This is a genomic window from Streptomyces sp. NPDC048603, from assembly GCF_043199475.1.
In the GTDB taxonomy this organism is placed as follows: domain Bacteria; phylum Actinomycetota; class Actinomycetes; order Streptomycetales; family Streptomycetaceae; genus Streptomyces.
The window spans coordinates 448,282-474,593 of record NZ_JBICVY010000002.1; the positions used below are offsets into that span (position 1 = coordinate 448,282).

General features: G+C 73.2%; 18 protein-coding genes. 6 read left to right on the forward strand and 12 right to left on the reverse strand.

Features of this window, described 5'->3' with window-relative positions; translation table 11 throughout:
* Positions 1-41 precede the first annotated feature (41 nt).
* From ACGFQ9_RS05655 to ACGFQ9_RS05670, 4 genes are all read right to left on the reverse strand, one after another.
* Complete coding sequence (locus ACGFQ9_RS05655) at positions 42-1,676, reverse strand: molybdopterin-dependent oxidoreductase (RefSeq protein WP_393571490.1); 1,635 nt, start codon at positions 1,674-1,676, stop codon at positions 42-44.
* 17 nt (positions 1,677-1,693) lie between these two features.
* A complete protein-coding gene (locus ACGFQ9_RS05660) occupies positions 1,694-1,888 on the reverse strand; it encodes a hypothetical protein (RefSeq protein WP_393571491.1) in 195 nt (64 codons plus the stop codon).
* Between the two features lie 175 nt (positions 1,889-2,063).
* On the reverse strand, positions 2,064-4,298 hold the full coding sequence (locus ACGFQ9_RS05665) for an alpha-N-acetylglucosaminidase (RefSeq protein WP_393571493.1): 2,235 nt from the start codon (positions 4,296-4,298) through the stop codon (positions 2,064-2,066).
* A gap of 86 nt (positions 4,299-4,384) precedes the next feature.
* On the reverse strand, positions 4,385-6,073 hold the full coding sequence (locus ACGFQ9_RS05670; protein ID WP_393571495.1) for a ricin-type beta-trefoil lectin domain protein: 1,689 nt from the start codon (positions 6,071-6,073) through the stop codon (positions 4,385-4,387).
* A 223-nt stretch (positions 6,074-6,296) separates the two neighbouring features.
* Here ACGFQ9_RS05670 and ACGFQ9_RS05675 point away from each other — a divergent pair, with 223 nt between their 5' ends.
* On the forward strand, positions 6,297-6,941 hold the full coding sequence (locus ACGFQ9_RS05675; protein ID WP_393571497.1) for a TetR/AcrR family transcriptional regulator: 645 nt from the start codon (positions 6,297-6,299) through the stop codon (positions 6,939-6,941).
* 46 nt (positions 6,942-6,987) lie between these two features.
* Complete coding sequence (locus tag ACGFQ9_RS05680) at positions 6,988-7,914, forward strand: serine/threonine dehydratase (RefSeq protein ID WP_393571875.1); 927 nt, start codon at positions 6,988-6,990, stop codon at positions 7,912-7,914.
* A 33-nt stretch (positions 7,915-7,947) separates the two neighbouring features.
* Here ACGFQ9_RS05680 and ACGFQ9_RS05685 read toward each other — a convergent pair whose 3' ends face one another.
* Genes ACGFQ9_RS05685 through ACGFQ9_RS05695 form a run of 3 tightly spaced genes read right to left on the reverse strand, consistent with a single transcriptional unit; the run spans position 7,948 to position 12,171 of the window.
* Positions 7,948-9,282, reverse strand: coding sequence for a serine/threonine-protein kinase (locus ACGFQ9_RS05685; protein WP_393571498.1), 1,335 nt, complete (start codon positions 9,280-9,282; stop codon positions 7,948-7,950).
* Positions 9,272-11,398 carry an AIPR family protein gene (locus ACGFQ9_RS05690; RefSeq protein ID WP_393571500.1) on the reverse strand — a complete coding sequence of 709 codons (2,127 nt, stop codon included), beginning with the start codon at positions 11,396-11,398 and terminating at the stop codon, positions 9,272-9,274. The genes ACGFQ9_RS05685 and ACGFQ9_RS05690 overlap by 11 nt, the downstream gene beginning before the upstream one ends.
* An 11-nt stretch (positions 11,399-11,409) precedes the next feature.
* Positions 11,410-12,171: an SAVMC3_10250 family protein gene (locus tag ACGFQ9_RS05695; protein ID WP_393571502.1), complete on the reverse strand. Its 762-nt coding sequence runs from the start codon at positions 12,169-12,171 to the stop codon at positions 11,410-11,412.
* Between the two features lie 162 nt (positions 12,172-12,333).
* Between ACGFQ9_RS05695 and ACGFQ9_RS05700 the strand changes: the two genes are divergently transcribed.
* From ACGFQ9_RS05700 to ACGFQ9_RS05710, 3 genes are all read left to right on the forward strand, one after another.
* On the forward strand, positions 12,334-15,378 hold the full coding sequence (locus ACGFQ9_RS05700) for an alpha-mannosidase (RefSeq protein WP_393571504.1): 3,045 nt from the start codon (positions 12,334-12,336) through the stop codon (positions 15,376-15,378).
* Positions 15,379-15,535: 157 nt separating this feature from the next.
* A complete protein-coding gene (locus ACGFQ9_RS05705) occupies positions 15,536-17,563 on the forward strand; it encodes an FAD-dependent oxidoreductase (protein ID WP_393571506.1) in 2,028 nt (675 codons plus the stop codon).
* Positions 17,564-17,611: 48 nt separating this feature from the next.
* The gene (locus ACGFQ9_RS05710; protein WP_393571508.1) at positions 17,612-18,025 is read left to right on the forward strand and encodes a PaaI family thioesterase; all 414 of its coding nucleotides are present in this window, start codon (positions 17,612-17,614) and stop codon (positions 18,023-18,025) included.
* 25 nt (positions 18,026-18,050) lie between these two features.
* Here the strand turns inward: ACGFQ9_RS05710 and ACGFQ9_RS05715 are convergent, their stop codons facing one another.
* The 3 genes from ACGFQ9_RS05715 to ACGFQ9_RS05725 form a co-directional block, all read right to left on the reverse strand.
* Positions 18,051-19,244 carry a cytochrome P450 gene (locus tag ACGFQ9_RS05715; protein ID WP_393571510.1) on the reverse strand — a complete coding sequence of 398 codons (1,194 nt, stop codon included), beginning with the start codon at positions 19,242-19,244 and terminating at the stop codon, positions 18,051-18,053.
* Positions 19,234-19,971, reverse strand: a complete 738-nt coding sequence (locus ACGFQ9_RS05720; protein ID WP_393571511.1) for a tRNA-dependent cyclodipeptide synthase — start codon at positions 19,969-19,971, stop codon at positions 19,234-19,236. Before ACGFQ9_RS05720 ends, ACGFQ9_RS05715 begins: the two co-directional genes overlap by 11 nt.
* A 279-nt stretch (positions 19,972-20,250) precedes the next feature.
* Entirely contained in the window at positions 20,251-21,534 is a 1,284-nt protein-coding gene (locus ACGFQ9_RS05725; protein WP_393571513.1) for a serine hydrolase domain-containing protein, read from the reverse strand.
* A 237-nt stretch (positions 21,535-21,771) separates the two neighbouring features.
* Between ACGFQ9_RS05725 and ACGFQ9_RS05730 the strand changes: the two genes are divergently transcribed.
* Positions 21,772-22,845, forward strand: coding sequence for a cation diffusion facilitator family transporter (locus ACGFQ9_RS05730; protein WP_393571515.1), 1,074 nt, complete (start codon positions 21,772-21,774; stop codon positions 22,843-22,845).
* Here the strand turns inward: ACGFQ9_RS05730 and ACGFQ9_RS05735 are convergent.
* Positions 22,842-23,609, reverse strand: a complete 768-nt coding sequence (locus ACGFQ9_RS05735; RefSeq protein WP_393571517.1) for a carbonic anhydrase — start codon at positions 23,607-23,609, stop codon at positions 22,842-22,844. The genes ACGFQ9_RS05730 and ACGFQ9_RS05735 overlap by 4 nt on opposite strands.
* Positions 23,610-23,703: 94 nt before the next feature.
* On the reverse strand, positions 23,704-26,223 hold the full coding sequence (locus ACGFQ9_RS05740; RefSeq protein WP_393571519.1) for a SpoIIE family protein phosphatase: 2,520 nt from the start codon (positions 26,221-26,223) through the stop codon (positions 23,704-23,706).
* Between the last annotated feature and the right edge of the window lie 89 nt (positions 26,224-26,312).

A 26,312-nucleotide genomic window follows, 5' to 3' on the forward strand; every position in this document is an offset into this window, starting at 1 on the left:
GCGGGCCGGGCCGGTGGCCCGTTCCGGTCCGCCGACAGGCCTCAGCGCGTTCCGGCCGACGCGCTGCCCGGCTCGGCCACGTCGACCGTCACCCTGTGCCATCCCGTCGCCCCGTCCGGGAGCACGCCCTGGCGCGTGCCGGTCTGGACGGCACCCGTGCCGTCCGTGGCCCGGACCTCCAGGGTGTGCCCGCCGGGGGCGGCGTCCCACCGCCACACCCACTGCCGCCAGGTGTCGACCCCGTCCGCCGCGGCCGGCCGGGCCGGCTCCCACCGGCCGCCGTCCACCCGGACCTCCACCGCCTCGACGCCCCGGTGCTGGGCCCAGGCCACCCCCGCCACCATGACCGGCCCCGCCGCCAGGCGCGCGAAGGGGCCGGGGGTGTCGATCCGCGACTGGGTCTTCACAAGTGCGCGCTCTGCCCAGCCCCGCCGCACCCAGTACGCGTCGTACGCCGCGAACGTGGTCAGCCGCAGCTCGCGCAGCCACTTGCAGGCGGAGACGTACCCGTACAGCCCCGGCACCACCATCCGCACCGGGAAGCCGTGGGCGAACGGCAGCGGTTCGCCGTTCATCCCGACGGCCAGCAGCGCGTCCCGGCCGTCCATCACCGTCTCCACCGGGGTGCCGAGGGTCATCCCGTCGACCGAGCGCGCCACCAGCTGGTCGGCGGGCCCGCCCCGGGACGGCGGCCGCACCCCGGCCTCGCGCAGCAGGTCGGCCAGCGGTACGCCGAGCCAGCGGGCGTTGCCCACGTACGGGCCGCCCACCTCGTTGGACACGCAGGCCAGCGTGATGTCGCGTTCCACCAGCGGCCGGGCGAGCAGCTCCCGGAAGCCGAGCGTCAGCGGCCGGGTCACACCCTCGCCGTGGATCCGCAGGGTCCAGCCGTCGGCGTCCAGCCGCGGCACCACGAGTGCGGTGTCCACCCGGTAGAAGTCCGCGTTCGGGGTGAGGAAGGGGGAGAGGCCGGGCACCTTCAGGTCCGCTCCGGCCGGGACCGGCCGGGCAGGCACGGCCGGCGGCGGCAGCTGCACCCCGGCCCGGGACGCCGTGGCGTCCGCCGACCCGTACGCCCCGAGCCGCCGTCCGGCCAGTCCGGCCGCGGCGGACCCGGCGAGGACCGAGACCAGCAGCCGGCCGAACCCGCGACGGTCAAGCGCCCACGCCCCGCGGGCTCCGGTGGGTCCGCGGGCGTCCTCAGGCCACCCCTCCGGCGGGGGTCGGCCCAGCGCCGTGGCCAGCAGGAACAGCGTCCCGGCGGCAGCCGCCCCGCCGGCCAGCGAGGGCACCGCGTCGAGGGCCGAGGACTCCGGGCGGCTCAGCGCCGCCACCGCGCCGACGAGCCCGAAGCCGAAAGCCACGGCCGCTCCGGCCGCGCGGCTGCGCAGCGCCAGCAGCCCGGCCGCCGCCGCCACACCGGCCAGCAGCAGCACGATCCCGGCGAGCAGCACCGCCTTGTCGGCGGTGCCGAACTGGCGGACCGCCCATTCCTTGACCACGGTCGGTGTCCGGTCGACCACCGCGCCGCCGACCGCCGTGACCGGTCCCGCCTCCGGTCGTACGAGCACGGTGACCAGCTCCGCCACGGCCAGCCCGGCGCATCCGGCGGCCAGCCCGGCGACGGCGCCGAGCCTGCGGCGCCGCCGTTCCACCGCCGAACGAGCCGCGTCCATGCCTCCTTCCTACCCGGTCAGGAACCGCAGGGTAAGTCGATCATCCGCGGGCGGCCCGCCTTCTCCGCGGCGCGGCGGGCCAGTGACTCCAGGCACTCCTCCGCCACCGGGCCGTGACCGGCGCGCTTCCGGAGCTCGGCCACCCCCTCCAGGAGCGGCGGGGGGACGGGCGGCGAGGGGGAGGGGGGCCGTCCCGGCTCGGTTTCGGACATGCGATGGACTCCCTTCAGCGGCGGGGCCCGGTGACCCTTGGCGGCCCGGTGACCCGGGGCGGCCCGGTGACCAGAGTGTCCCGGTGACCCCGGTGTCCCGGTATCCAGAAAAGGGTGGGCGGGCCGCGGGATCCGCGCCCGCCCGATGCCGCCGATTCCTCCGCCCGGGTGACCCTCAGACGAGTGTTCGGGCGATCTCGCGGGCCAGGGCGTAGGGATCCCCGGCCGGCTCGGTGGGATGCCGGGTGGTCAGCCGTGCCCAGGACTCCTCGAAGGCGTACCAGTCGATCACCCGCGGCGCGGACCCAGTGGCCAGCGCCTCGCCCCAGGCCTCGAACTGGGCGGCCCACCTGCGCGCGTACAACTCGCCGATCAGTCCCGCCCATTCGCGGTTGGCGTAGTCGTGCAGGAACCCGCCCTCGCTGGTGCTCCGCCCGCCCCACACGCTCAGCAGCGACCGGGCGTCGTATTCCAGGCGGTCCTTCTCGGCCTCGTCGGCCCCCCAGGACCGGGCGGCCGCCAGCCGCGCACCCAGCAGGAAGTTCGGGTCGGACGCGGTCAGTGCCTCCAACTGCCGTTCCCGTTCCTGCCATTCGGCCACCAGTGTGCGGTACAGGGGCCGGTCCTTCCGCTCGTACGCGGCCCGGATCTTCGGCAGCAGCACCCGCGAGTGGTTGGCGAGCGCCTGCCGGGCGGTGTCCACCAGGTCGAACCGGTACGCGCTGGATCCGCGCAGCGCCGGATCCACCGCCAGCAGGTGGTCCAGGGCCCGCCGCACCCGGGCCGCGTCGTAGCGCATCGACTGCGGGCTCCAGTGGGCCGCGCTCGCCACCGTCAGGCCGGGCCGGGCCGTGAACAGGCTGTCCTGCGACTCCGACCACAGGCCCGAGGAGGTGCTGTACGGGCCCAGCCGGAGCTCCTCCCAGGCCGCCGCGGCATGCGCGTCCGGGCGCCCGTAGCGGCGGGCGGCGAAGCCGGCGAACCACTGCCTGTGGTCGACCGGCCCGGGTTCCCAGGCCAGATCGGTGAACAGGTCGAAGGCCGCCGGATCGGTGCCGGTCGCCTCCGGGAGGTAGGCGGTCCCGCGCAGCGCGCTGTCCGGCTTGCCGCGCCAGGCCTCGAACCGCTCGGTCCACACAGAGGTGTTGGCGCCGGGGGTGGTGTGCCCGCCGAAGTTGTGGATGGTGCCCAGCGCGTACGGCGCGCCGCCCCAGCGGGTCTCCCGGTCCAGGCGGTTGTACCGGTCCGACAGCCCGTCCAGGATCAGCAGCTTCGAGGTGTCCACCCCGGCCAGCAGCTCCGCGGTCGGATCGTCCTGCCAGCCCAGCACCGCCCACAGGGCCCCCGGACGCGCCGCGTGCAGGGCCGCCTGCACGGCACCGGCCGCCGCCTTCACGTCCACCGTGCCGGTCTGCCCGCCCTCGTGCAGCGGGCTCATCCGGTACATGGCCGAGTCCCCGAACACCGCGCGCTGTTCGGCGTAGTAGGCGGCCGCAAGCCGGGCGAAGACCGGGTCCGTCGGGTTCAGCCACTCGGGCCGGTCGAAGCCCGCCCAGTCGCCCTGCGGCACCACCTCGGCGCCGCCGTTGCGGGCGGCGAAACCGGGTGGGACCGTCCCGAAGTACCCGGGCAGTACCGGGGTCATGCCCAGCCCGCGCAGCTGCCCGGCGACCTTCCGGCCGATACCGGCCCGCGCGGTGAGGAGCTGCTCGCTCACCGGGCCGCCGAAGCCGCTCAGGTTCTGCAGCAGCCACCAGCTCTGGTGGGCGGGGCCGGGGATCCACTCGCGCAGCTCCCGCGCGGTGTACCCGAACTGCTGGAGTGCCCTGTAGTACGGGTACTCGGCGCCCACCTGCACGAACACCTCGTTGACCCCGTGCAGGGCCAGCAGGTCGATCTGCCGCTGGTGCTGCTCGAAGGAGCGGTACGGGCCGGAGTACCCGTCGTCGGTGTCGTTGAGCGCGTACCGGTGCGGCACCAGCGCGCTGCGGCTGACCGGTTGCGGCACGGCGGGCAGCACCTCGGGGAGCTCGCCGAGGCTGTCGCCCGGCCAGCCGATGTCGACCCCGGCGACGTGCTGCAGGTACCAGCCGACCCCGGTGAGCTGGGTGGCCGGGGTGGTGCCGCGGACGGTGATCGCCCCCGCGGTGCCGGACACCGTGAAGGTGTCCCGGGCGCCGGGCGCGGGCCCGGCCGGCTCCAGGGTGAACTGGCGGGCGTGGCGGGGCAGGAGCCGTTCGAGCGCGGCCCGGGCCGGAGCGGGGTCGAACTCCTGGGCGCGGATCGAGCCGACCGGGCGTACGGGCGTGGCGGCACCGAGGCACAGGCATGCCAGCAGGGCCAGTGCTGCGGGGAGGACACGCTGCGCGAGCGGTGCGCGCCGCAGTGCCGGTCGCCCACCCTCCCCCAAGTTCTCGGCTTCGCTCGAACAGGGGGCGCCCCCAGCGCCCAGCGGCACGACTGCCCGACCGGCCGGGTAGAGGAGGTGGCGGGCCATCAGACGGGCAGCGACCAGAGCTGGTTGACCTGGTGGTCGCCGCAGGGGCGGAGGCCGAGCGGGGGCGCCGGGGCGTCCGGGACGGCCGCCGGCAGCGGAGCCTCCAGGCACATGCCCTCGGCGCCGTCCGCCGTCAGGGTCCCCGTCCTGGTCTGCGTCCAGCGCTGGGCGGGACCGCCGCCGTCCGCGGCGCAGCCCGCGAGGGACGCGGTGCCGTCCCCGCCCGCGGTCAGGCAGCGCCCGAGCAGACGTACCGTCCGGTCGGGGCCGAGCGTCCACCGCTGGTCCTCGCCGCCGGTGCACGGCGACATCACGAGCGCGCCCACGGCCGTGGTGTTCTGCCCGTCGGCGCACCTGACCCCGTCACCGGTGATCTGGCCGGTGGGCACGGGTTCGGCGCAGCCGCGCGGGGTCAGCCGCCAGATCGCGGTGCCGTGCGCCGGCACGGTGGCGGTCAGCGCCCCCGTGACCTCCGAGACGGCGCCGGTCCACAGGTCGGTGGCCTCCACCGGGCAGGACCGCAGACCCACGTCGGCGAGCCGCACCGAGGCCTCCTGCGCGGTGGCGGAGCGGTTGAGAACGGCGACGGCCCGGTCGCCGTCGGCCAGCGGCCGGACCAGCACGTCGAAGGTGCCGTCGGTGGACACCACCGCGCCCTGCCGGCCCAGCGGGTCCTGGTCGAGCGCGATCAGCGCGTCGTTCTTGAGTGCGGCCAGCCCGGCCCCGCTGATCCGCGCGACGTCGGAGGACAGGATGAACGGCGCCGCCATCATCGCCCACAGGGCCACCTGGCTGCGGCTCTCCTCGTCGGTGAGGCCGGGTGCGCCCGCGATCAGGAAGTCCGGGTCGTTCCAGTTGCCCGGTCCGGCGTAGCGGGCGAGCCAGCGGTTGTAGCCGTAGTTGCCCAGCACCGAACTCCACCGGGAGGTGGCCGGCGCGGCCGGGCTGTACACCTTGATGTCCTTGCCCTCGCGCCACAGCTGGCCGGTGTCCCCGACCCAGCCGAGCACCCGGTGCCAGTCAGGGCCGCCCCATTCGCCCTGCTGGAAGTAGGCGGGGGCGGAGGCCGACAGCACCATGTCGCGGCCGCTGTCGCGCAGTGCCCGGGCGACCTTGTGGTACGCGTCCCGGTAGGCCTCCTGCTTGGTCTGGCCGGGCGGCACGTACATGTTGCAGCCGTCCATCTTGACGTAGTCCACCTTCCAGGAGGCGAACAGCCTCGCGTCCCGGTCGAAGTGGTCGGCGCCGCCCCCGTCCGGTGTGCCGCTGCCCGGATAGCGCTCGCAGGTGAGGTGTCCGGCGTCCTGGTAGATCCCGAACTTCAGTCCTCTGGCGTGCAGGTACTCGCCGAGCCAGGCCATGCCGCGCGGGAACTTCACCGGGTCGGTCACCAGGTTGCCGTCGGCGTCCCGGCTCTTCGTCATCCAGCAGTCGTCCACGGTCACCGTGTCGTAGCCCTTGGCGGCGAGACCGGTGGCGACCAGCGCGTCGGCGTTGGCGACCATCTTCTGTTCGTCGATGTCGCACATGTAGTGCGCCCAGTTGTTCCAGCCCATGGGCGGGGTGAGGGCGAGCGGGGTGTCCGAGGTCGCGGTGGGTTCGGCCACCGCGGGGGCGGCGGCCAGGGACACGGCGAGCAGGGCGGCGGCGGTGAGGCAGCCGGGGAGCGCGCGCAGACGAGACGGCACGGAGACTCCTTCGCGTGGCATGGGGAGTGGGAGTGGAGGTGGGGCGTGGGGCGTGGTTCACGGGCGTGGAGCGGGGCGTACCGACGGGCTGTCGTGCGCTCAGTGCAGCGAGGTGGCTACCGACTGTCAACGGAAGTCCCCATTCCGGGCACCCTTGTCACACGAAAGAGATCACCACACGCTCAATACGGCGTACGATACGACGTCTGTTACGATGTATCTCATGCCGAGGACATCAGCCGCCCTGGACCGCGCCACCCCCGAGGCCATCGCGGTGGCCGCGCTCCGCCTGATCGACGAGGAAGGGCCCGGCGCGCTCAGCTTCCGGACCCTCGCCGACCGGCTGGGCATCTCCCACGCCACCGTCCAGCGCCGCTGCACCGACCTCGCCGGACTCCTTGACCTGTGCACCGAGCACCTGGCCGGGCAGATCCCCGAGGTGCCGCCCGGTACCGGCTGGGCGGAGGCCAGTGAACTCCGCTTCACCGCGCTCTACCGGCTGCTCACCGCCCACCCCGGACTGCTGGTCCTGCGCGGCGGACGCCCCTGGATGGGCCGTCAGCTCCTCGCCCGCCTCGTCGAGCCGCAGATCGCCGACAGCCTCGCCGCCGGCTTCACCCCGGCCGGCGCGATGACCGCCTACCGGCGGCTGTACCTGCTCACCCTCGGCAGCGCCGCTTTCGTCGACCACCGCGACCCGGCGGGCGCCACCGCCCGTTCCCGCTCCGCCCTGGCCGCCCTCGACCCGGCGGAGTTCCCGGCGCTCACCACCGACATCGCCGCGCTGCTGCCCACACTGACCGACCACGACGTGTACCTCGGCGCCCTGCGCCAGCTGATCGAAGCCGCCCGCCCCGACACCGCCTGACGGGAGCCCCATGGAACCGCACACGGACCAGCACACGGACCAGCACATGGAGAAGCACCTCGACCACGCCGCGATCCGCGCCGCCGCCGCCCGTATCGCCGGTCACGTCCGCCCGGTCTCCGTCGTCCCCGCCGCCGAAGGCACCTGGTACGCCCTCGAACACCTCCAGCACACCGGATCCTTCAAGGCCCGCGGCGCCCGCAACTTCCTCGCCGCGCACGCCGCGGCCGGAGCCCTGCCCGGGGCCGGCGTCACCATCGCCTCCGGCGGCAACGCCGGACTGGCCTGCGCCTGGGCCGCCCGGGACCTGGGCGTACCCGCGACCGTCTTCCTCCCCGCCACCGCCCCGCCCGTCAAGATCGAACGGCTCTACCGGTACGGCGCCGACGTCCGGCTCACCGGCGACCGATACGCCGAGGCCCTGGCCGCCTGCCAGGAGTTCGCCGCGGACAGCGGGGCCCTGCTCAGCCACGCCTACGACCACCCCCTGATCGCGGCCGGCGCCGGAACCGTCCTGGAGGAGATCCGGACCGCGCTGCCCGGCCTGGACACCGTGGTCGTCGCGGTGGGCGGCGGCGGGCTGTTCGCCGGCGTGGCCACGGCCGCCCGCGAGCACGGCGTGCGCGTGGTCGCCGCCGAACCGGAGGACTGCCGCGCCCTGCACGCCGCCCTGGAGGCCGGCCGTGTGGTCGACGTCCCCGTACGGTCGGTCGCCTCCGACTCCCTCGGCGCCACCCGGGTCTCCCGGGACGCCCTGGACGCCGCCCGGCTGGGCAGGACGCACTCCGTCCTCGTCCCGGACACCGCCATCACCGAGGCCCGGCACGCCCTGTGGGAGGAACACCGCCTCGTGGTCGAAGCGGGCGCGGCCACCGCCCTCGCGGCCGTCCGCACCGCACCGGAACCCCTGGGCGACCGCGTCGCCGTCCTCCTGTGCGGCGCGAACACCGACCCCTCGGACCTGATGTCCTGACGGCGCCGACGACGACCGTCGCGGCCGTCGGCGTCAGCAGAGCCGGCGGATGGTGTTCAGCGCGGCACGTACCTCGGCCGTCTCCACCGAGTCCGGCCCGAAGACCGACTCCACGGCCGTATGCACCTCTGCCAGCGCCTCCAGGGCCGGAGCCCACTGCCGGGCCTCGGTCAGCAGCAGCCCCATCTGCCGCCGGACGTCCAGCAGCAGGCGGCTGTCCCCGCAGGGGAACGCCGCCAGGTCCGAGGCCAGGGCCCGGAACTCCTTGAGAGCCGTCGCCGTGTCTCCCAGGTAACGCCGGCAGGTCGCGGCCCGGGCCCGGTACGCGGCGGCGTCGGACGGCTCCGGGCGGTCGGCCGCCGTACCCTCGGCCAGCGCCAGGTATTCGGGCAGGGCGGCGCCGAACCTCCCGTCCGCGAACAGTGCCGCCGCCTGCTCTGCGCGCAGGCCCGGCGGCAGCGGCCCCGGACGGGCCGCACGGGCCGGGGGCGCGGTCACCGTCGTGCCGGGGCCGGCCCGGTGCCCGGCCAGCCGGTCCCGCAGCTCATCCGCCGAGCCGGGCCGGTCGGAGGGGTCCTTGGCCAGCGTCGCCAGGACCAGATCGTCCAGCCCCGGGTCGATCTCCGGACAGTGCACCCGCAGGGGGAGCGGTGCCCGGGAGGCGTGGTCGCGCATCACCTGGCTCGGCGGTCCGGTGAACGGGGGCTGTCCGGCGGCCATGTGGTACAGGACGCAGCCCAGCGAGTAGAGGTCGCTGGGCGGGCCCACACCGAGGGACGAGTCGAACTGCTCCGGTGCCATGTAGCCGACGGTCCCCACCAGGTCCCCGGCGGTGGTGAGCCGGGGGTGGTCGGAGCCGAACACCGCGGCGGTCCCGAAGTCGAGCAGCTTCACCCGGTCGCCGGTGGTGAGCATGATGTTCGAGGGCTTGAGATCGCGGTGGATGACCGGCTCGCCGTGCAGCAGGCCGAGCACCTCGCAGATCTGGATGCCGACGGACACCAACTGCTCACCGGGCAGCCGGTGATGCTGCTCCAGGACCGCTTCGAGGTCCTCGCCGACCACCAGCTCCATCACCAGGTACGGGTGCGCCGCGTCGTCATCCAGCCGGGCGTCGTAGAGCACGGGAACGGCGGGGTGGCTGAACCGGGCGATGAGCCTGGCCTCCCGCCGGAACCGCTCGCGGAACATCTCCGGCCGCTTTCCCCGGGCGCCGCCCGGCGCCAGCCGGTACGGCTGGATGAGCTTCACCGCGACCGTCCTCCGCAGCTCCCGGTCGAAGGCGTGCCAGACCTGTCCCATCGAACCTTCGCCGAGCAGTGTGCGCAGCTCGTAGCGGCTGTCCAGGACCTGGGTGTCAGGGAGCACCGGCACCGTCCCCCACGGGACTCTCGCCGATGAGCCCGGCCGCCAGGTGCACCAGCGACCCGTGCCCCGGCACGAACCAGCGGCTGGTGCCCTGGACCGCCACCGGCGCATCCGTCCACCCCGCGTCCTGCCAGATCCGCAGGACCAGACCGGACGGCGAGTAGTTCCTCCCGTCCACGTCCCACACCAGCGGTCTGCGGTGGTCATTGACCCAGGTGGCGAGAAACCGGGAGGGGTCCGAACCGATCCAGGCGCCCACCGCCTGTTCCTCGGAGGCCGTGGTCGGCCGGTACAACAGTCGGGTGCCGTCCTGGAGGCGTCCGCGGGCCACCAGCAGGCCGACGGTGTTCGGTCGGCGGGTTCGCCGTGCCGTGGCGGGCACCGGATCTCCGCCGTCGGCCTCCCCGGAGAACGCGTCCACCACGGCGTCCGCCAGCTCATGACACCGGTCCGGGTCGGAGAAGACGTGCGCCATGAAGACGTGCGAGCCGTAGAGGCGGTCCACCAGGGGGATCAGCAAGGACAGGGCACGGCCGCTGCGTTCCAGGACCCCCTCCAGGCGGTCTTCCCAGCCACTGCCGGTGTCGCCGACCCCGTCGAGTCCGACGACGCGGAACACGATGTGCGTGATGAGCAGGTACGCGTGGTCACAGACGGCGCGGGCGCGCGGGGGAAGGCTGTGCGTCAGCTCCCCGAGCGACTGCCGGACGGCACGCATCAGCAGCACGCAACGCCAGATCCGCAGGGCCCCGGGGCGCGGGGTGCCGAACAGCCGGGTGTAGGCCCCGTCCGGGGCCCGGCGCCACACGAGGTCGCTGTCGCGCAGGAGCCGTGCGGTCAGTGAGCCGTCGGGGTGGGCGCAGGCGAGCGCGTACGCCGCTTCGGCCACCGTGCAACCCGCCGCCGGGGCAGGGTCCAGCGACCCGCGTTTGAGGGCGTACTCCTTGTCCAGCAGCAACGCGAACTCATCCCGGATCTCCAGCTGTTGTGGATCCAGCGCCACGAAGTCGCGGGCTTCCATGCGGTTCTGGGTGTTCGTCGCCGAGGTGATCTCCGTGGCCAGTGCGTCCGAGGCGCCCTCGACGCAGATCACCCGGACCATGACGCGGGCCTCGACCACGGCCCGGGGATCGGTCGCGAAGACCTGGGCGACCGATCCGACGGTCTGGGCGCCGTTGACCACGCTCGCGCCCACCAGTTCCAGCCGGGCGGGTTGTCCCACCGCACGGCGTCCGAAGTACTCGATCCGGACCCGCTCGCACAGCACCGTGATGCCGTTGTTGAAGTACCAGAACTCGTCCGGGCGGTCCCTGAGACTGTTCAGCAGGCCGGAGTTGACCGAGGTCACCCCGAGGTGGCGGCGTACGTTGCCCTCGAAGAGCCGCTCCCCGTGGAGCTGGTACCAGCGGGCCAGCTCGTCCGCCGCCATCGTGCCCATGTACGCCTGGTAGGGGGCGGGCATCGCGAACCAGCCGTCGGCCAGAGTGACCGGGAGGGTCACCGGCTTCGGGGCGGCGTCCCGGCGGGCGGCGGAGTGGAAGTCCGCGAGGCCCAGGACCCGCACGTCGACCAGGTCCCCGGAGGCGTTGAACCCCGCCACCGCCTTCCGTAGCACGGCCTCGGCCTCCGAGGAGAGGTGGCCGTCGCCCGTCACCGCGACCACCAAGTGGATCTTGACGTCCGGCCGGAGGAGCAGTTGGCCCACCCGGTCGGCGAGCCGGAGGAGCCGGTGGTCGAACCGGTCGAACTGCATCTCGGCGAGCCGGCGCAGAGCCGCCGCCATCCGCTGCGCGTCCTCGGCCCGCAGCAGGGTCCTGCCGCGGTCGCTCCACCGTGACTGGACCAGCCAGATCTCGGGGGTGGCCGGCGAGAACCCGATCGCGTCGATCCCGCCGTCGCCCGGACCGTCGACCACCGCCGCCGCCGCGGTCTCGGCGGTGCAGTCGGTCACGATGCGCACCGCCTTGGCGGCGAGGGCACGGGAAAGGAACGCCGCCTCGCCTTCCCCGGCCGTACGGCCGTCCCGGTCACCCGGGCCGAGGAGTCCGCCGAACTCCTTGGTGAGGGCCCGGTGGACGAACCGGACGCGGGTGTCCTCCGGATCGGGCGCGGGCATGTGGTCGCTCGTCATGGCAGGTCGGGCGCGACTTCCACGGTCAGCGGGCTGGCCACGACACAGCGGGGGGTGCCCGGGTCCGCGCCGGGCAGTACGGTGACGCGCGCGTAGCCGCGCATCCAGACGGCCGTGCCGTCGAGCACCGGGCTGCTGTCGATCGCCCGCAGGAGAGCGAGGACGCCGTCCCGCCCCGCCGGGCCGACGGCCTCCCCTGCCGGTTCCGGGTCACCGGCGGGCGGTTCCGCCTCGCCGGGGGCCGGGTGTGAGGCCGCCGCGAGGGCCGCCACCACGCGCCCGGCATGGGTGAGGAAGACGCTGCCGTAGCTGGACCCGAAGTCCTCGTACCGCTCCAGGGGCGGGCCCTCGACGGGGACGGGCGCGTGGCCGAGCAGGTGGTGGGCCGAGCCGTGCATCAGGAGACGGCAGCCGGCCTCGCGGTCGTGCTCCGGTTCCCGGCCCGGAGCGGTGTCGGCGAAGAGGACGAGGTTGCGGTAGGTCCCGCCGAGTGTGACGCAGTGCAGCGGTGCCTCGAACTGCACCCACTGACCGGGCCGCAGGTCCGGCTCCGCGAACCAGCGGGCCGACTCCTGCAGGTGCCGGTCCACCTGGTCCAGCCGGCGTAACCGCTGCCGCTCCGCGTCCGCGGCCGGCGCGTCGACGTCGATCCCCCCGACCGGTGTGGTCAGGCGCAGGGCCCCGGTCCGGGGCGTCCGGCGGGCCGCCGGTACGAACTGGTGCAGTTTCCCGTCCGACAGATAGATCAACTCGCGCATTGCCACCCCGCATCGAATGCCCCGCCCGTGTGACCTCATCCTGCCACCGGCTGCCGACACCCACAGGAGAACCGGCCGGCGGAAGCCAGGGCCGCTGCACCTGTTTGCTCCGTTCCTCCGCTTCTGCTACAAGGGCGGCACACGCCGGAAGGGGCAGCCGCGATGCATGACGACCGGAGCGTCACCGAGCACCGGCTTCGGCGGGTTCTCGCGGAGCGGGTCATGCCCGCCGTGCGCGGGGAGTGCGTGCCGCTGGAGGTCGGACGCTGGGACGTTCCGGGGGAGCCCGTGCCCGTGGGGGAGGGACTGGGCGCGCCGTACCGGCCGTGTGCCGTCGGGGACCTCTGGGGGCCGGCCTGGGGGACCACCTGGTTCCGGGTCACCGGGACCGTGCCCGACGGATGGGCCGGCCGGACCGTGGAGGCCGTGCTCGACCTGGGGTTCGACCGGATGATGCCCGGGTTCCAGTGCGAGGGCCTGGTGCACCGGGCGGACGGTGGCGAGGTCAAAGGGCTCCATCCGCTCAACGACTGGGTTCCGGTGGCCGACGCGGCGCGGGGCGGCGAGCGGATCGAGTGGTACGTCGAGGCCGCCGCCAACCCGATGCTGACCGCCCACGCGCCCACGGCCGAGGGGGACCGGCTGACCAGCGGCGACCAACCCCTCTACCGGCTCGGCCGGATGGACCTCACCGTCGTGGAAGCCGAGGTCCGGGAGCTCGGCCGGGACCTCGACGTCCTCCGGGAACTGATGGCGCAGCTCTCCACCGCCGATGCCCGCCGGTACGAGGTCCTGCGCGCGGTCGAACGCGCGCTGGACGCACTGGACCCGGCCGACGTAACGGCCACGGCGGCCGCGGCCCGTGCCGAGCTGCGCGGCGTACTGGCCGCCCCGGCCGCCGCCTCCGCGCACCGGATCAGCGCCGTCGGGCACGCGCACATCGACTCGGCGTGGCTGTGGCCGCTGCGCGAGACCGTCCGCAAGGTGGCGCGCACCACCGCCAACGTGCTCGCCCTGATGGAGGACCACCCGGAGTTCGTGTTCGCCATGTCCCAGGCCCGGCAGTTCGCCTGGATCAAGGAGCAACGGCCCGGTCTCTTCGAGCGGATCAGGCAGAAGGTCGCGGAGGGGCGGTTCGTGCCGGTCGGCGGGATGTGGGTGGAGTCCGACACCAACATGGTCGGCGGCGAGGCGATGGTCCGTCAGTTCCTCTACGGGAAGCGTTTCTTCCTGGAGGAGTTCGGGATCGAGACCGAGGAGGTGTGGCTGCCCGACTCCTTCGGCTACACCGCCGCGCTGCCGCAGATCGTGAAGCTCTCCGGCTCGCGGTGGTTCCTCACCCAGAAGATCTCCTGGTCACAGGTGAACGCCTTCCCGCACCACACCTTCCGGTGGGAGGGCATCGACGGCACCCGGATCTTCACCCACTTCCCGCCCGTGGACACCTACAACTCCGATCTCGGGCCGGCCCAGCTCGCCCACGCCGCACGCAACTACCGGGAGAAGGGCCGTGGTTCACGGTCCCTGGTGCCCTTCGGCTGGGGCGACGGCGGGGGCGGTCCCACCCGTGAGCACCTGGCCCGGGCGCGGCGCCAGCACGACCTGGAGGGCTCGCCGCGGGTCGGGATCGAGCGCCCCGCGGCCTTCTTCGAGAAGGCCCGCGCCGAATACCCCGACGCACCCGTCTGGGCCGGCGAGCTCTACCTGGAGCTGCACCGCGGCACGTACACCTCGCAGGCGAAGACCAAGCAGGGCAACCGGCGCGCCGAATCACTGCTGCGCGAGGCCGAACTGTGGGCGGCCACCGCGGCCGTCCGGGTGCCCGGCCACCGCTATCCGTACGAGGACCTGGAGCGGATCTGGAAGACGGTCCTGCTCCACCAGTTCCACGACATCCTGCCGGGTTCCTCGATCGCCTGGGTGCACCGGGAGGCCCGCGCCGCGTACGGGACCGTGTTCCGCGAGCTGCAGGCGATCACCGGGGCCGCCCAGGCCGCGCTGGCCGGCCCCGGCGGCACCGGACCCGTCGATCTCGTCGAACTCGTCTTCAACTGTGCCCCGCACGCCCGGAGGGGCGTCCCGGCCGGCGGCGCCGCCGCACCCGCCCCCGACCGTGACCCGGTCACCGTCGGGGCGCGGCCCGGCGGCGGACACGTCATGGCCAACGGCCGGCTGCGGATCGAGATCGACGGCCGCGGCCTGGTGGTCTCCGCCCGTGACCTGGCCGCCGGCCGCGAGGCCGTCGCACCGGGCGCGGCCGCCAACCTGCTCCAGCTGCACCCCGATTTCCCGAACATGTGGGACGCCTGGGACGTCGACTCCTTCTACCGGAACACCGCCACCGACCTCGTGGAGCTCGACTCCCTGGAGGTCACCGGCACCGGCCCGGACGCGGCGACGGTCACCGTCACCCGCTCCTTCGGCGCGGGCTCGACGGCCGTCCAGTCGATGACGCTGCGCTCCGGGTCCTCCGTCCTGGACATCACCACAGAGATCGACTGGCAGGAGACCGAGAAGTTCCTCAAGGCCGCCTTCCCCCTCGACGTGGCGGCCGAACGCTCGGCCGCCGAGACCCAGTTCGGGCACGTCCACCGGCCCACCCACACCAACACCTCCTGGGACGCCGCCCGGTTCGAGATCTGCGCGCACCGCTGGATCCGGGTGGCGGAGCCGGGCTGGGGCGTCGCACTCGTCAACGATTCGACGTACGGGCACGACGTGACCCGGGACGTCCGGCCCGACGGCGGGGTGACCACCACGGTCCGGCTCTCCCTGCTGCGCGCCCCGCGCTACCCGGACCCGGAGACCGACCGGGGCCGCCACACCCTGCGGTTCGCCCTGGCCCCGGGCGCCACGGTCGGCGACGCCGTGCGCGAGGGCCACCGGATCAACCTCCCGGAGCGCGTCCGCCGCGGGGCGGGCCCGGTCGCCCCGCTGGTCGGGGTGGACGATCAGGCCGTGGTCGTCGAGGCGGTCAAGCTCGCCGAGGACCGCAGCGGGGACGTGGTCGTCCGGCTCTACGAGTCCCGGGGCGACCGCGCCCGAACCGTCCTGCGGCCGGGCTTCGCACTCGCGGGGGCCGCCGAGACCGATCTCCTGGAGCGGCCGGTGGAAGCCACGGCCCTGGGCGAACCGTCCCCGGACGGCTCGCTCCCCCTGAGCCTGCGCCCCTTCCAGATCGTCACCCTCCGACTCCGCCGCCCCTGACGCCGGAGTGTGAGCTGTGCCACGGCCGTCCGGGCGCCGGCCGCTCGTGGACGGTGCCGGCGCCCGTGCCGTCGCCCCCGTGATTGTGCACCTAGTTGCATAACGGGGGCCGCCTCGCTACAACAGGGTGACCACATCCGCGCGAGGAGGCGCCGCCATGTCCACCGACCAGAGCCAGTACCCGCACCTGCTGAGCCCCCTGGACCTCGGCTTCACCACACTGCCGAACCGCGTGATCATGGGCTCGATGCACACCGGTCTGGAGGAGCACGAGCGCGGCTTCGAGCGGCTCGCCGCCTTCTACGCCGAGCGCGCCCGCGGCGGCGCCGGCCTGATCGTCACCGGCGGCATCGCCCCCAACGACGCCGGCCGCCCCTTCGCGGGCGGCTCGCGCCTCACCACCGAGGAGGAGGCCGCCGAGCACCGGGTCATCACCGAGGCCGTGCACGCCGAGGGCGGGAAGATCGCCATGCAGATCCTCCACTTCGGCCGGTACGCGTACCACGAGGACCTGGTCGCCCCCTCCGCGCTGCAGGCCCCCATCAGCCCCTTCGTACCGAACGAGCTCAGCGACGACGAGGTCGAGCAGACCGTCGAGGACTTCGTCCGCGCCGCCCGGCTCGCCCGGCTCGCCGGCTACGACGGCGTCGAGATCATGGGCTCCGAGGGCTACCTGATCAACGAGTTCATCGCCGCCGCCACCAACCGGCGCACCGACCGCTGGGGCGGCTCGTACGAGAACCGGGTCCGCTTCCCGCTGGAGATCGTCCGCCGCACCCGCGCCGCCGTCGGCGAGGACTTCATCATCGTCTACCGGCTCTCCATGCTGGACCTGGTGCCCGGCGGCTCCACCCTGGACGAGGTCGTGCACCTGGCCAAGGAGATCGAGGCGGCCGGCGCCACCATCATCAACACCGGCATCGGCTGGCACGAGGCCCGCATCCCCACCATCGCCACCTCCGTCCCGCGCGGCGCCTACACCTGGGTCACCCAGAAGCTCATGGGCGCGGTGGGCGTCCCGCTGGTGACCAGCAACCGCCTCAACACCCCCGAGATCGCCGAGCAGGTCCTCGCCGAGGGCCGTGCCGACCTGGTCTCGCTGGCCCGCCCCTTCCTCGCCGACGCCGCGTTCGTCAACAAGGCGAAGGCCGGCGCCGCCGACACCATCAACACCTGCATCGGCTGCAACCAGGCCTGTCTCGACCACACCTTCAGCGGGAAGATCACCAGCTGCCTGGTCAACCCGCGGGCCTGCCACGAGACCGAACTCGTCCTCCTGCCCACCCGGACGAAGAAGCGCGTCGCCGTCGTCGGAGCCGGTCCGGCCGGACTGGCCTGCGCCGTCTCCGCCGCCGAACGCGGGCATGCCGTCACCCTCTTCGAGGCCTCCGGCCACATCGGCGGCCAGCTCGACATCGCCCGCCGGATCCCCGGCAAGGAGGAGTTCGAGGAGACCATCCGCTACTTCGGGACGCAGCTCGCCGCGCACGGCATCGAGGTCCGCCTGAACACCCTCGCCGACGTGGCCGCCCTCACCGGCTACGACGAGGTGGTCGTCGCCACCGGTGTCACCCCCCGCATCCCCGGGATCGAGGGCGCCGACGGCCCGAACGTGGTCAGCTACCTCGACGTCCTCCGCGACGGCGCGCCCGTCGGCGAGCGCGTCGCCGTCGTCGGCGCCGGCGGTATCGGCTTCGACGTCGCCGAGTACCTCACCGACAGCGGCGAGGGCGCCGCCCAGGACCCCGCCGTCTACTTCCGGCACTGGGGTGTGGACACCTCGTACGAGGCGGCGGGTGGCCTGACCGCCCCCAAGCGGCCGGCCACCCCCCGCACCGTCACCCTGCTCCAGCGCAAGCCCACCAAGGTCGGCGCCGGGCTGGGTACCACCACCGGATGGATCCACCGCGCCGAGCTCAAGCACCGCGGGGTCACCACGGTGGCCGGTGCCACGTACGAGCGGATCGACGCCGAGGGCCTGCACATCACCGTCGGAGGTGAACCGCACCTGGTGCCCGCCGACACCGTCGTGCTGTGCACCGGCCAGGAACCGCGCCGCGGCCTCTACGAGGAGCTCCGCGCGGCCGGCATCGAGGCGCACCTGATCGGCGGCGCCGACGTGGCCGCCGAACTCGACGCCAAGCGCGCCATCAAGCAGGGCACCGAACTGGCTGCCTCGCTCTGACCCGTACGGGGTGTTGTGGCGGTCCCCCCGGGCCGCCACAATCGCCGGATGAGCCTCGCACCCGCTGAAGCCGACAAGATCCTCGCCGACAACTTCGCCCCCTGGGTGCTCGACCTCGGCCTGACCGTCCAGGAGACCGGACCCTCGCACGCCGTGCTCCGGCTGCCCTGGTCGGACCGGCTCGCCCGGGACGGGGGCGGCCTGTCCGGCCAGGCCATGATGGCCGCCGCCGACACCGCGACGGTCATCGCGATCTCGGCGGCCCGCGGCGCGTACGGCCCGATGACCACGGTCCAGCAGTCGACCAGCTTCCAGCGCCCGGTCATCGGCGCCGATCTGCTGATCGACGTACGGATCACCAAGCTGGGCCGGCGGATGGCCTTCGCGGACGTCACCCTGACGCCCGAGGGCGCCGGGGAGCCGGCCGCGAAGGCGTCCACCGTCTACGCCCTGCTGGGCTGAGCGGCCGTCACCGGATCAGCGGCTGCTACCACATCACCGGCATGCGCTCGGGGATCCGCTTCATGAAGCGGGTCCGCCACACCAGCTGGTCGACCGGCACCGCGAGCTTCATCTCGGGCATCTTGTCGAGCAGCGTCTCGATGGCGATCTCGGCGTGCTTCTTGCCGAGCGCGGTGGCCGGGCAGTAGTGGCCGCCGCCGCCGAAGGAGAGGTGCGTGTTGTTGTTCGGGCGCTCCAGGTCGATCTCGTCCGGGTTCTCGAACGCCTCCGGGTCGAAGTTGGCGCCCTCGACCAGCACCAGCACCAGCTCGCCCTTCTTCACCAGGACGTCGCCGAGCTGCATGTCCTCCGTGGCCAGCCGCGGCAGGCCGTCCGCGATGGACAGGTTGATGCGCAGCAGCTCGTCGAGCGCGGCCGGGATCTTCGACCGGTCGGCCTTGAGTTCCTCCCACAGCTCGGGGTGCTGCAGCAGCGAGAAGATCGCCATGGTCAGGAAGCCCATGGTGGAGATCACGCCGGCCCCGAAGAAGGTCACGCCGACCGTCGCCAGCATCTCGTCGGTCAGGTGCGCGTAGTCCGGGTCCTCGCGCAGCGCGGCGAGCTCGGCCATCAGCCCGTAGGTGGCGGGGTCGTCCAGCCGCTCGACCATGTAGGCCATGTCCCGGTCCCAGTTGAGCTTGGCACCGGTGACGGGGCAGGCGGAGTTCATGAATGCGATGTCCAGGCTGGCCGCCAGCTTCTGCGCGTCCTCGAACGGGATGCCCAGGATCCGGCAGTGCATCGCCTCCGAGTACGGGCTGGTGAACGCGGCCCGCAGGTCCACCGGGGCGCCGGTGGCGAGGATCGTGTCGACCAGCTCGGCGGCGTTGGCGCGCATGTACTCCACCAGGCCCTCGGCCTTCGGGTTGATCGCCTTGAGCACGGCCTTGCGGAGCCCCGCGCCGGTGATGTTGCCCATGTTGTTGACGACCTCGGGCGGGATCGTCAGCGCGTACTGCCGGGGCACGCCCGGCGCCGAGGTCTCCTTGAGGCTGAACCGCGGATCCTCCAGAACCTGCTTGCACAGCTGATAGGAGGACACCAGCCAGGCTTCGTCGCCGGCTATCGTCCGGACCTTCTTGACCGGCTCGGACCGCAGCGCCTCGATCTCCGCCGGCAGACGGTCACCGCGCGAGTCGAACGGGAAGTCGATCAGCTCGGGAAGTGTCTCAACGGTCATCGGAAGCTCCTTCGGCGGGCGTGATGATGGCGTGGCCCTGGTTTCTGGAGGCACGCAGACCGGCGCCCCGGGAGTACAGCAGCTCGGCCATCGGCAGGAGCTGGTGGTAGCAGTTGAGCGAGGACGGAACCCCGAAGATGGCCGGGGTGTCCAGGAAGAGCGGGGCTTCGGCGCAGATGTACTTCAGGCAGACTTCGCGCTGCCGCTGCGTGCTCGGTTCCCCGTTGGACTTGGTGGACAGGAAATAGGTGGCGAGTTCCTCGCAGATCTTCCTGAACTCGTGGTCCGAGTCGAGGAGTTTGATGATCCGCGCGTGGATCTCCAGGTACGCGTCGTTCTCCAGGAACTCGGAGAGCTTGCGCGACCGGATCCGGCCGTCGCCCGGGTCGAGCTCGGCCGCGGCGTTCTGGACCTTGGCCCGGACACCGCGCAGGTTCTTGACCGCCTTGCGCTGGGCGTCGACGGGATCGTACCCGAACGCCTCGTACATCTCGGCCACATGGAGGTCGGTGTACAGGATGTCGACCTCGTTGAAGTTCTCGAATCCCCATCGTCCGAGATCCAGCACGCGCTGGGCCGAGAAATAGCTGTTGCCGGGAGATATGCCGATCAGAGCATGATCCCCAGCAGAATGAATGACCTCGCAGTGCAATGTATATGGCTGAACGTTAAACAGTTCAGTTGCCCTGGCTGTCGCTGTCGTTGTCGTTGTGGTCAACGTCGTCAACGGAGAGCGTCCTCCGCGTCGCTAGTCGCAAGAGCCTCGTGCTCTTGGTGTGGCGACGACGCCGTGAAGTTAACGAGCGAGCACGGAGCGTGTCAATGTCGTCTTGTGAAAAGCATGTTGCCTGTGGCGGCCACGTTGTTTGGCCTGATCAGGGCTACCAATCGGTAGTACGCGTCCGCACTGACGGAACGACAGAAAGACGGCAGATGACGTTGATCGAAACAGAACGGCGGAGTGCGCACCCGGTGGTGAGCACTCCGCCATTGCCGCCTAGGATGGTCAGTGCGCGTTGCGCTCCGGCAGGTCGACCTCCGCCGGGGCGAGCACCGCCGAGGCGGCACCCCGCTCGGTGGTCGCGAATCCGCGCGCCGCACCCGATGCCTGCCCGGCCGACGCCTGCGCGGCCGGTGCCTTGCCGCAGAACGCCGCCTCCAGGGTGCCGCCGAGCACCGTGTTGGCGGATCCCTTGTTGGAGGTGTTCGCCATCGCGGCCAGGCTCCGGCGGCCGTCGCGGGTGGTGAACGCGTAGGTGTAGAAGCCCTGTACGGTGCCCGTGTGACCGTAGACCGAGGTCCCACAGGACAGGTCGTAGCGGCGCAGCCCCAGCCCGTAGTGCCGGGTCTTCGCCGCGTCGGTCGGGGTCACGTTGAGCATCTCGTCCAGCTGTGCGGCGGGCAGCAGCCGCCCGCCGAGCAGCGCGGACGTGAAGGTGTTCAGATCGGCGGGACTGGAGATGACCGCTCCGGCGGACTGCGCCCAGGACACCGTCTGCTCGGTGGAGTCCACCAGCGGCGCGCCGGCCTCGTCCGGGTGCAGGTAGCCGCGGGCGTGCGTGCCCTTGATCCGCGTGTCCGGGTGCACGTAGGAGGTGTTCTTCAGCTTCAGCGGCTTGAAGATGCGCTTCTCGTACTCCTTGGCCACCGGCTTGCCGGTGATCTTCTCGATCAGCATGCCGACGACCACGAAGTTGGTGTTCGAGTACTTGTACGCCACGCCGGGCTCGGTGGTCCGCGGCTTGCTCAGCGACAGCTCGACCAGCTCGCGGTAGCCGAAGGTACGGTTGCGCACCGCCTCGAAGCCGGGGACGGTCTGCTGGAACATGTCCTCGGTGTAGTCCCACAGGCCGCTGCGGTGGGTGAGCAGGTGACGGACCGTGATCCGGTCGTCGGGCAGCAGCTTCGGCAGGTACGTGTTCACCGGCTCGTCCAGCTTGATCCGGCCCTCGGCCACCAGCTGCAGCAGCACCACGGAGGAGAAGGTCTTGCTGACGCTGCCCACCCGGAAGCGGGCCTTGGTGTCCATCGCCGCGCCCGAGACCCGGTCGCGGACGCCCTCGGCCTTCGTGACCACGCCCTCCGGGCCGGTGTAGCGGGCCATCGCGCCCGGGGCCCCCTCGGCCATCGTGTTCCGGAGGACCTGCGCCAGCGCGGCGGAATCGGGCGCTCCGGAGACGGGCGGCGCGGACGCGGCGGTCGCGGCCGGGGCCAGACCCGCGAGCAGCGCCAGTGCGACGGCGGAGACGGTCGCACCGCGGCGGGCGGACGGACGAACGGACAGGGCCATGACGCTCCTTGACTCGTGATCAGCTGCAATCACCGCAGAGCCTACGGAAGATCATGTCCGGACTCCGCACAGCCGCGTCGCGGCCGTGCCGCGGACTTGCCACGACCTCGTCGCGGAATCGTCACCGCCACTTCACCGCGCCCCGCACGAACGGCGTAGCTGCGAAGGCATCGCACCTGGTCGGCGGCCGTATCGCGGCAGTAGCCGCAATGCGTTCGGCGTGCCAGATTGAACGGCATGGCAGGCAATCACTCCCACCCGCACGGGCGGGCCCGCACCCGCCACCGGATCGCCCATCTCCTCACCCCGCACAGCCATGACACGCGCGACCGGGTCGACGCCGGCATGGAAGCCTCCCGCGAAGGCATGCGCACGCTCTGGCTGTCCCTCGCCGTGCTCGGCGCGACCGCACTCGTCCAGGCCGCCGTGGTCACCCTCTCCGGATCGGTGGCGCTGCTCGGCGACACCGTGCACAACGCCGCCGACGCCCTGACCGCCGTCCCCCTCGGCATCGCCTTCGTCCTCGGCCGCCGCGCGGCCGACCGCCGCTACACCTACGGCTACGGCCGCGCCGAGGACCTCGCCGGCATCGCCGTCCTCACCACCATCGCCGCCTCGGCCGCCTTCGCCGGGTACGAGGCGGTCGACCGGCTCCTGCACCCGCGGGAGATCACCCACCTGTGGGCGGTGGCCGCCGCCGCACTGGCCGGATTCCTCGGCAACGAATGGGTGGCCCGCTACCGCATCCGCACCGGCCGGCGGATCGGCTCGGCCGCACTGGTCGCCGACGGCCTGCACGCCCGCACCGACGGATTCACCTCGCTGGCCGTGCTGCTCGGCGCCGGGGGAGCCGCGGTGGGGCTGCCCCACGCCGACCCCGTCGTCGGCCTGCTGATCACCGCGGCGATCCTGCTGGTCCTGCGGGACGCGGCGAGGGAGGTCTTCCGGCGGCTGATGGACGCCGTGGACCCCCGGCTGGTCGAGGCGGCGGAGGCCGCGCTGCGCGGGGTGGACGGCGTACGGGACACCGGACCGGTGCGGATGCGGTGGATCGGGCACGCCCTGCGGGCGGAGGCCGCGATCGTCGTCGACCCGCACCTGACCGTCGTCGAGGCCCACCGCCTGTCCGTGGCCGCCGAACACGCGCTCATCCACGCCGTACCGAGGCTCACGGCGGCCACCGTCCACACCGACCATCTCCCCACGGCCGCCGCCCCCGACCCGCACGCCGCCCTCGCGCACCACCTGCCGCACTCGCACCCCCACCCGCACCCCCACCCGCATCCCCACCCGCATCCCGCCGGCGGCTAACCGACCCGGTGGACCCGCTGGCTGCCGAGTTCGTAGCGGGCGCCGACGACGGCCAGCCGTTTCGCGGCGATCCGGGCCGCCAGCTCCGGCTCGGCCGCCAGCCGTGCCCGGACCAGCAGCACGTTCGCGGTGATCGCGGCGTCCACCCGCGCGTCACCCCGGAGCTTCCGGTCGATCGCGGGACGGATCTGGTCGACCAGGTACTGCATGTGCGCGGGCAGCTCCGCCCCCGAACCGTCGGCGTGGACCGCGGCCGCTACGGCCCCGCAGGACTGGTGCCCCAGCACCACGACCAACGGGATGTCCAGCTCCAGGACCCCGTAGGCGATGCTGCCCAGGACCGCCTCGTCGAGCACCTCGCCCGCCGAACGCACCGTCAGCAGATCGCCGAGCCCCTGGTCGAAGACCAGCTCGGGCGGCACCCGGGAGTCGACGCAGCCGAGCACGACGGCGAACGGGTGCTGCCCGCCGAGCAGGGCCTGCCGCACCGTGCGGGTCTCGTCCGGATGCTTCTCGTGCAGGGTCCGCCAGCGCCGGTTCCCCGCCGCCAGTTCGCGCAGCGCGGTGTCCGGTCCGGCCGGTCTCCGCTTCGCGGTGCCCGGGCTCGTGGCCCCGGCGCTGCCGCTGCCGGGGCCGGCCGGGGCCGGGCCGGGGCCGGAGAGCAGTCCGGCGCTCAGCACGGCCGCCCCGGTCAGGACGGTCCGCACCAGCCGCCGGCGCCCCGGCACCCGTTCGGCCGCGGCGGGTTCCGCATCGCCAGTCATGGGCGGTCACGGTAAGGGGACACGGGGCCGGGCCGGCCCCCGGCACGGGCATACGCTATGAATTTTGGGCAATTTTGATCAAATCGGGCAGTGCTCAGTCGGCGGCGTCCCACAGGGCCTGGAAATCGGGGAATCCCGGCGGGGCGGCCCCATCGCCGTCGGTGTCCGGGAAGGACTGCTCGGCCCAGATGGTCTTCCCCCGGTCGTGGTAGCGCGTGCCCCACAGCTGGGTGAGCTGCGCGACCATGAACAGGCCCCGCCCGCCCTCGTCGGTCTCCAGCGCCCGCCGGATGTGCGGGGAGGTGCTGGCGCCGTCGGACACCTCGACGATCAGCTCCCGGTCACGGATCATGCGCAGCCGCACCGGTGGGCTCCCGTACCGGACGGCGTTCGTGACCAGTTCACTGACCACCACTTCCGTGTTGAAGGACAACTCCTCCAGTTCCCATTCCGCCAGCTTCGCCGTCGCGAGCGCGCGGGCCCGGCCCACCTCGGCCGGCTGCGCCGCCAGCTCCCAGGTCGCCTGGTGGTCCCCGTCCAGCCCGTGCACGCGCACCATCAACAGGGCCGCGTCGTCATGCGGCAGGGTCGGCAGCAGCCGGCCCATCAGCCGGTCGCAGGCGGATTCGAGCCCGCCGCCATCGCGGCCGGGGCCGTCGGCCGGGAGTGCCGCCAGCGCGGCCCGGAGCTGTTCCTGCCCCGCGGCGAGGTTCTCCTCCGCCGCCGTCACCAGGCCCTCGGTGTAGAAGACCAGCAGCTGCCCGTCGTCCAGGGTCACCTCCCGGCTCTCGAACGGCAGCCCGCTCCCGCCGAGGACGGGGCCGTCGGGGAGTTCCAGGAACTCGACCGAGCCGTCCGCCGACAGCAGCGCCGGCGGCGGATGCCCGGCGCCCGCCAGGCCGCACCGCCGCGACACCGGATCGAAGACCGCGTACACGCAGCTGGTGCCGGCCGCGCCGCTGCCCGCGAGTCCCTGCCCGTGCTCGTCGTGGAACCGGTTGACCTGGTCGTCGAGCCGGCCCAGCAGTTCCTCCGGTGCCAGGTCCAGGTCCGCCAGGGTGCGTACGGCGGTGCGCAGCCGTCCCATCGTCACCGCGGAGTGCAGCCCGTGCCCGGCCACGTCGCCCACCACCAGGGCGACCCGGGCGCCCGACAGCGGGATGACGTCGTACCAGGCGCCGCCCAGCACGGTGTGCCCGGTGGCCGGCACGTAGCGGGCCACCGCGTCGACCGCGCCGAGGTCCGGCAGCCGCTGCGGCAGCAGACTCCGCTGGAGGGCCAGCGCCGTGGTGCGTTCCCGGGTGTAGCGGCTCGCGTTGTCGATGCAGACGGCGGCCCGTGCCACGAACTCCTCGGCCAGCATGACGTCGTCGGGCTCGAAGGGGTGGGCGCGCGCGGACCGTACGAACACGGCCGTGCCCAGCGCGGCCCCGCGCGCGAACATCGGCACGAGCAGCCACGAGTGCACGCCGTACTCCCGCACCAGGTCCGCCCGCGCGGGGTCGGCGGGGGCGAACTCGTCGATCAGCTCCTGCCCGCTCATCAGCCGGGGCTCGCCGCCCGCGAGGGCGAGCCGGGTCGGTGATCCGCGCGCCGAGGCGTGCGCGTCGACCTCGCCCAGCGGGACCATGGCCTCGCTGCGGGCCGCCTCGGCCACCGAACTCGCGGCACGGCGCAGCGGGACCCAGTCGGCGGTCGGCCCCGCCGTCGGCTCCTCACCGCCGAAGACCGGGTCCAGCAGGTTGACATAGGAGTGGTCGGCGAACTGCGGCACGGCCAGGTCCACGAGCTCCTGCGCGGTCCGCAGCACGTTCAGGGTGGTGCCGATCCGGGTGCTGGCGTCGTTGACCAGCGCCAGCCGTTCCCGGGCCCGGGCCCGGTCCGTGGCGTCGACCACCACGTGCGCCAGCGCGATCACCTCCCCGGCGCGGCTGCGCAGAGGCAGGATCGACTCCGACCAGACGTGGTCCCGGTACGGGTCGGCCGGGGTGCGGCCGTGCACCTCCTCGGCGATCTGCGCCTCTCCGGTCTCCAGGACGTGCCGCTGGCGGGCCTCGAAGGCGTCCAGGTCCAGCAGGCCGTCCGGGGCCACCTCCGCCATGGTGCGCCCGGTGAAATCGACGCCGGCGAAGGTCCCGGTGCTGCGCTGGGCCGCGTTCTGCGCCAGGAAGCGGAGCTCGGTGTCGAAGACGTCGATGACCGCCGGGGAATCGGTGAACATACCCCTGAGCAGGGCGTCGCCCAGTTCCCGCCGCCGTGCGGCGCCACTCTCCACGATCTGGACCAGCCACTGCCGGTCACCGCCGGTGGCCATCATGGGGCGGGCCCGCAGGGTCACGTCCACCGGGTGCCCGGTGCGGTGCCGCAGGACCGCCGGGCCCAGCTCGGCCACCGGGTCCGTACCGCACCGCGCCATGATTCCGGCGGCGTCCGAGCGCGTGTAGAGCAGGTCCGCCGCGCGCCGTCCGCGGAGTTCCTCCGCGGACCAGCCGAGCAGGGCCTCCGCCCCCGGGCCGAGGCCCAGCAGCACTCCGTGCACGTCCATCAGGGCGTAGGTCTCGTCGCCCGACTCGGTGAAGACCCCGGAAGGATCATGGAACAGCGGGTCGTGCATCACTCCGCCCTACTCCGTGCCGGTCCCGCTGTCATTGTCCCTTCCGGTGCCGCCCGGCGCAGCCCGGTCGGGCGGGGGAGGGCGGGCGT

Bases quoted from the DNA above. Each gene is read 5' to 3' on its own strand.
- ACGFQ9_RS05655 (WP_393571490.1), bottom strand. From the start codon at position 1,676: ATGGACGCGGCTCGTTCGGCGGTGGAACGGCGGCGCCGCAGGCTCGGC.
- ACGFQ9_RS05660 (WP_393571491.1), bottom strand. From the start codon at position 1,888: ATGTCCGAAACCGAGCCGGGACGGCCCCCCTCCCCCTCGCCGCCCGTC.
- ACGFQ9_RS05675 (WP_393571497.1), top strand. From the start codon at position 6,297: ATGCCGAGGACATCAGCCGCCCTGGACCGCGCCACCCCCGAGGCCATC.
- ACGFQ9_RS05680 (WP_393571875.1), top strand. From the start codon at position 6,988: ATGGAGAAGCACCTCGACCACGCCGCGATCCGCGCCGCCGCCGCCCGT.
- ACGFQ9_RS05690 (WP_393571500.1), bottom strand. From the start codon at position 11,398: ATGCCCGCGCCCGATCCGGAGGACACCCGCGTCCGGTTCGTCCACCGG.
- ACGFQ9_RS05695 (WP_393571502.1), bottom strand. From the start codon at position 12,171: ATGCGCGAGTTGATCTATCTGTCGGACGGGAAACTGCACCAGTTCGTA.
- ACGFQ9_RS05700 (WP_393571504.1), top strand. From the start codon at position 12,334: ATGCATGACGACCGGAGCGTCACCGAGCACCGGCTTCGGCGGGTTCTC.
- ACGFQ9_RS05705 (WP_393571506.1), top strand. From the start codon at position 15,536: ATGTCCACCGACCAGAGCCAGTACCCGCACCTGCTGAGCCCCCTGGAC.
- ACGFQ9_RS05710 (WP_393571508.1), top strand. From the start codon at position 17,612: ATGAGCCTCGCACCCGCTGAAGCCGACAAGATCCTCGCCGACAACTTC.
- ACGFQ9_RS05715 (WP_393571510.1), bottom strand. From the start codon at position 19,244: ATGACCGTTGAGACACTTCCCGAGCTGATCGACTTCCCGTTCGACTCG.
- ACGFQ9_RS05725 (WP_393571513.1), bottom strand. From the start codon at position 21,534: ATGGCCCTGTCCGTTCGTCCGTCCGCCCGCCGCGGTGCGACCGTCTCC.
- ACGFQ9_RS05730 (WP_393571515.1), top strand. From the start codon at position 21,772: ATGGCAGGCAATCACTCCCACCCGCACGGGCGGGCCCGCACCCGCCAC.
- ACGFQ9_RS05735 (WP_393571517.1), bottom strand. From the start codon at position 23,609: ATGACTGGCGATGCGGAACCCGCCGCGGCCGAACGGGTGCCGGGGCGC.
- ACGFQ9_RS05740 (WP_393571519.1), bottom strand. From the start codon at position 26,223: ATGCACGACCCGCTGTTCCATGATCCTTCCGGGGTCTTCACCGAGTCG.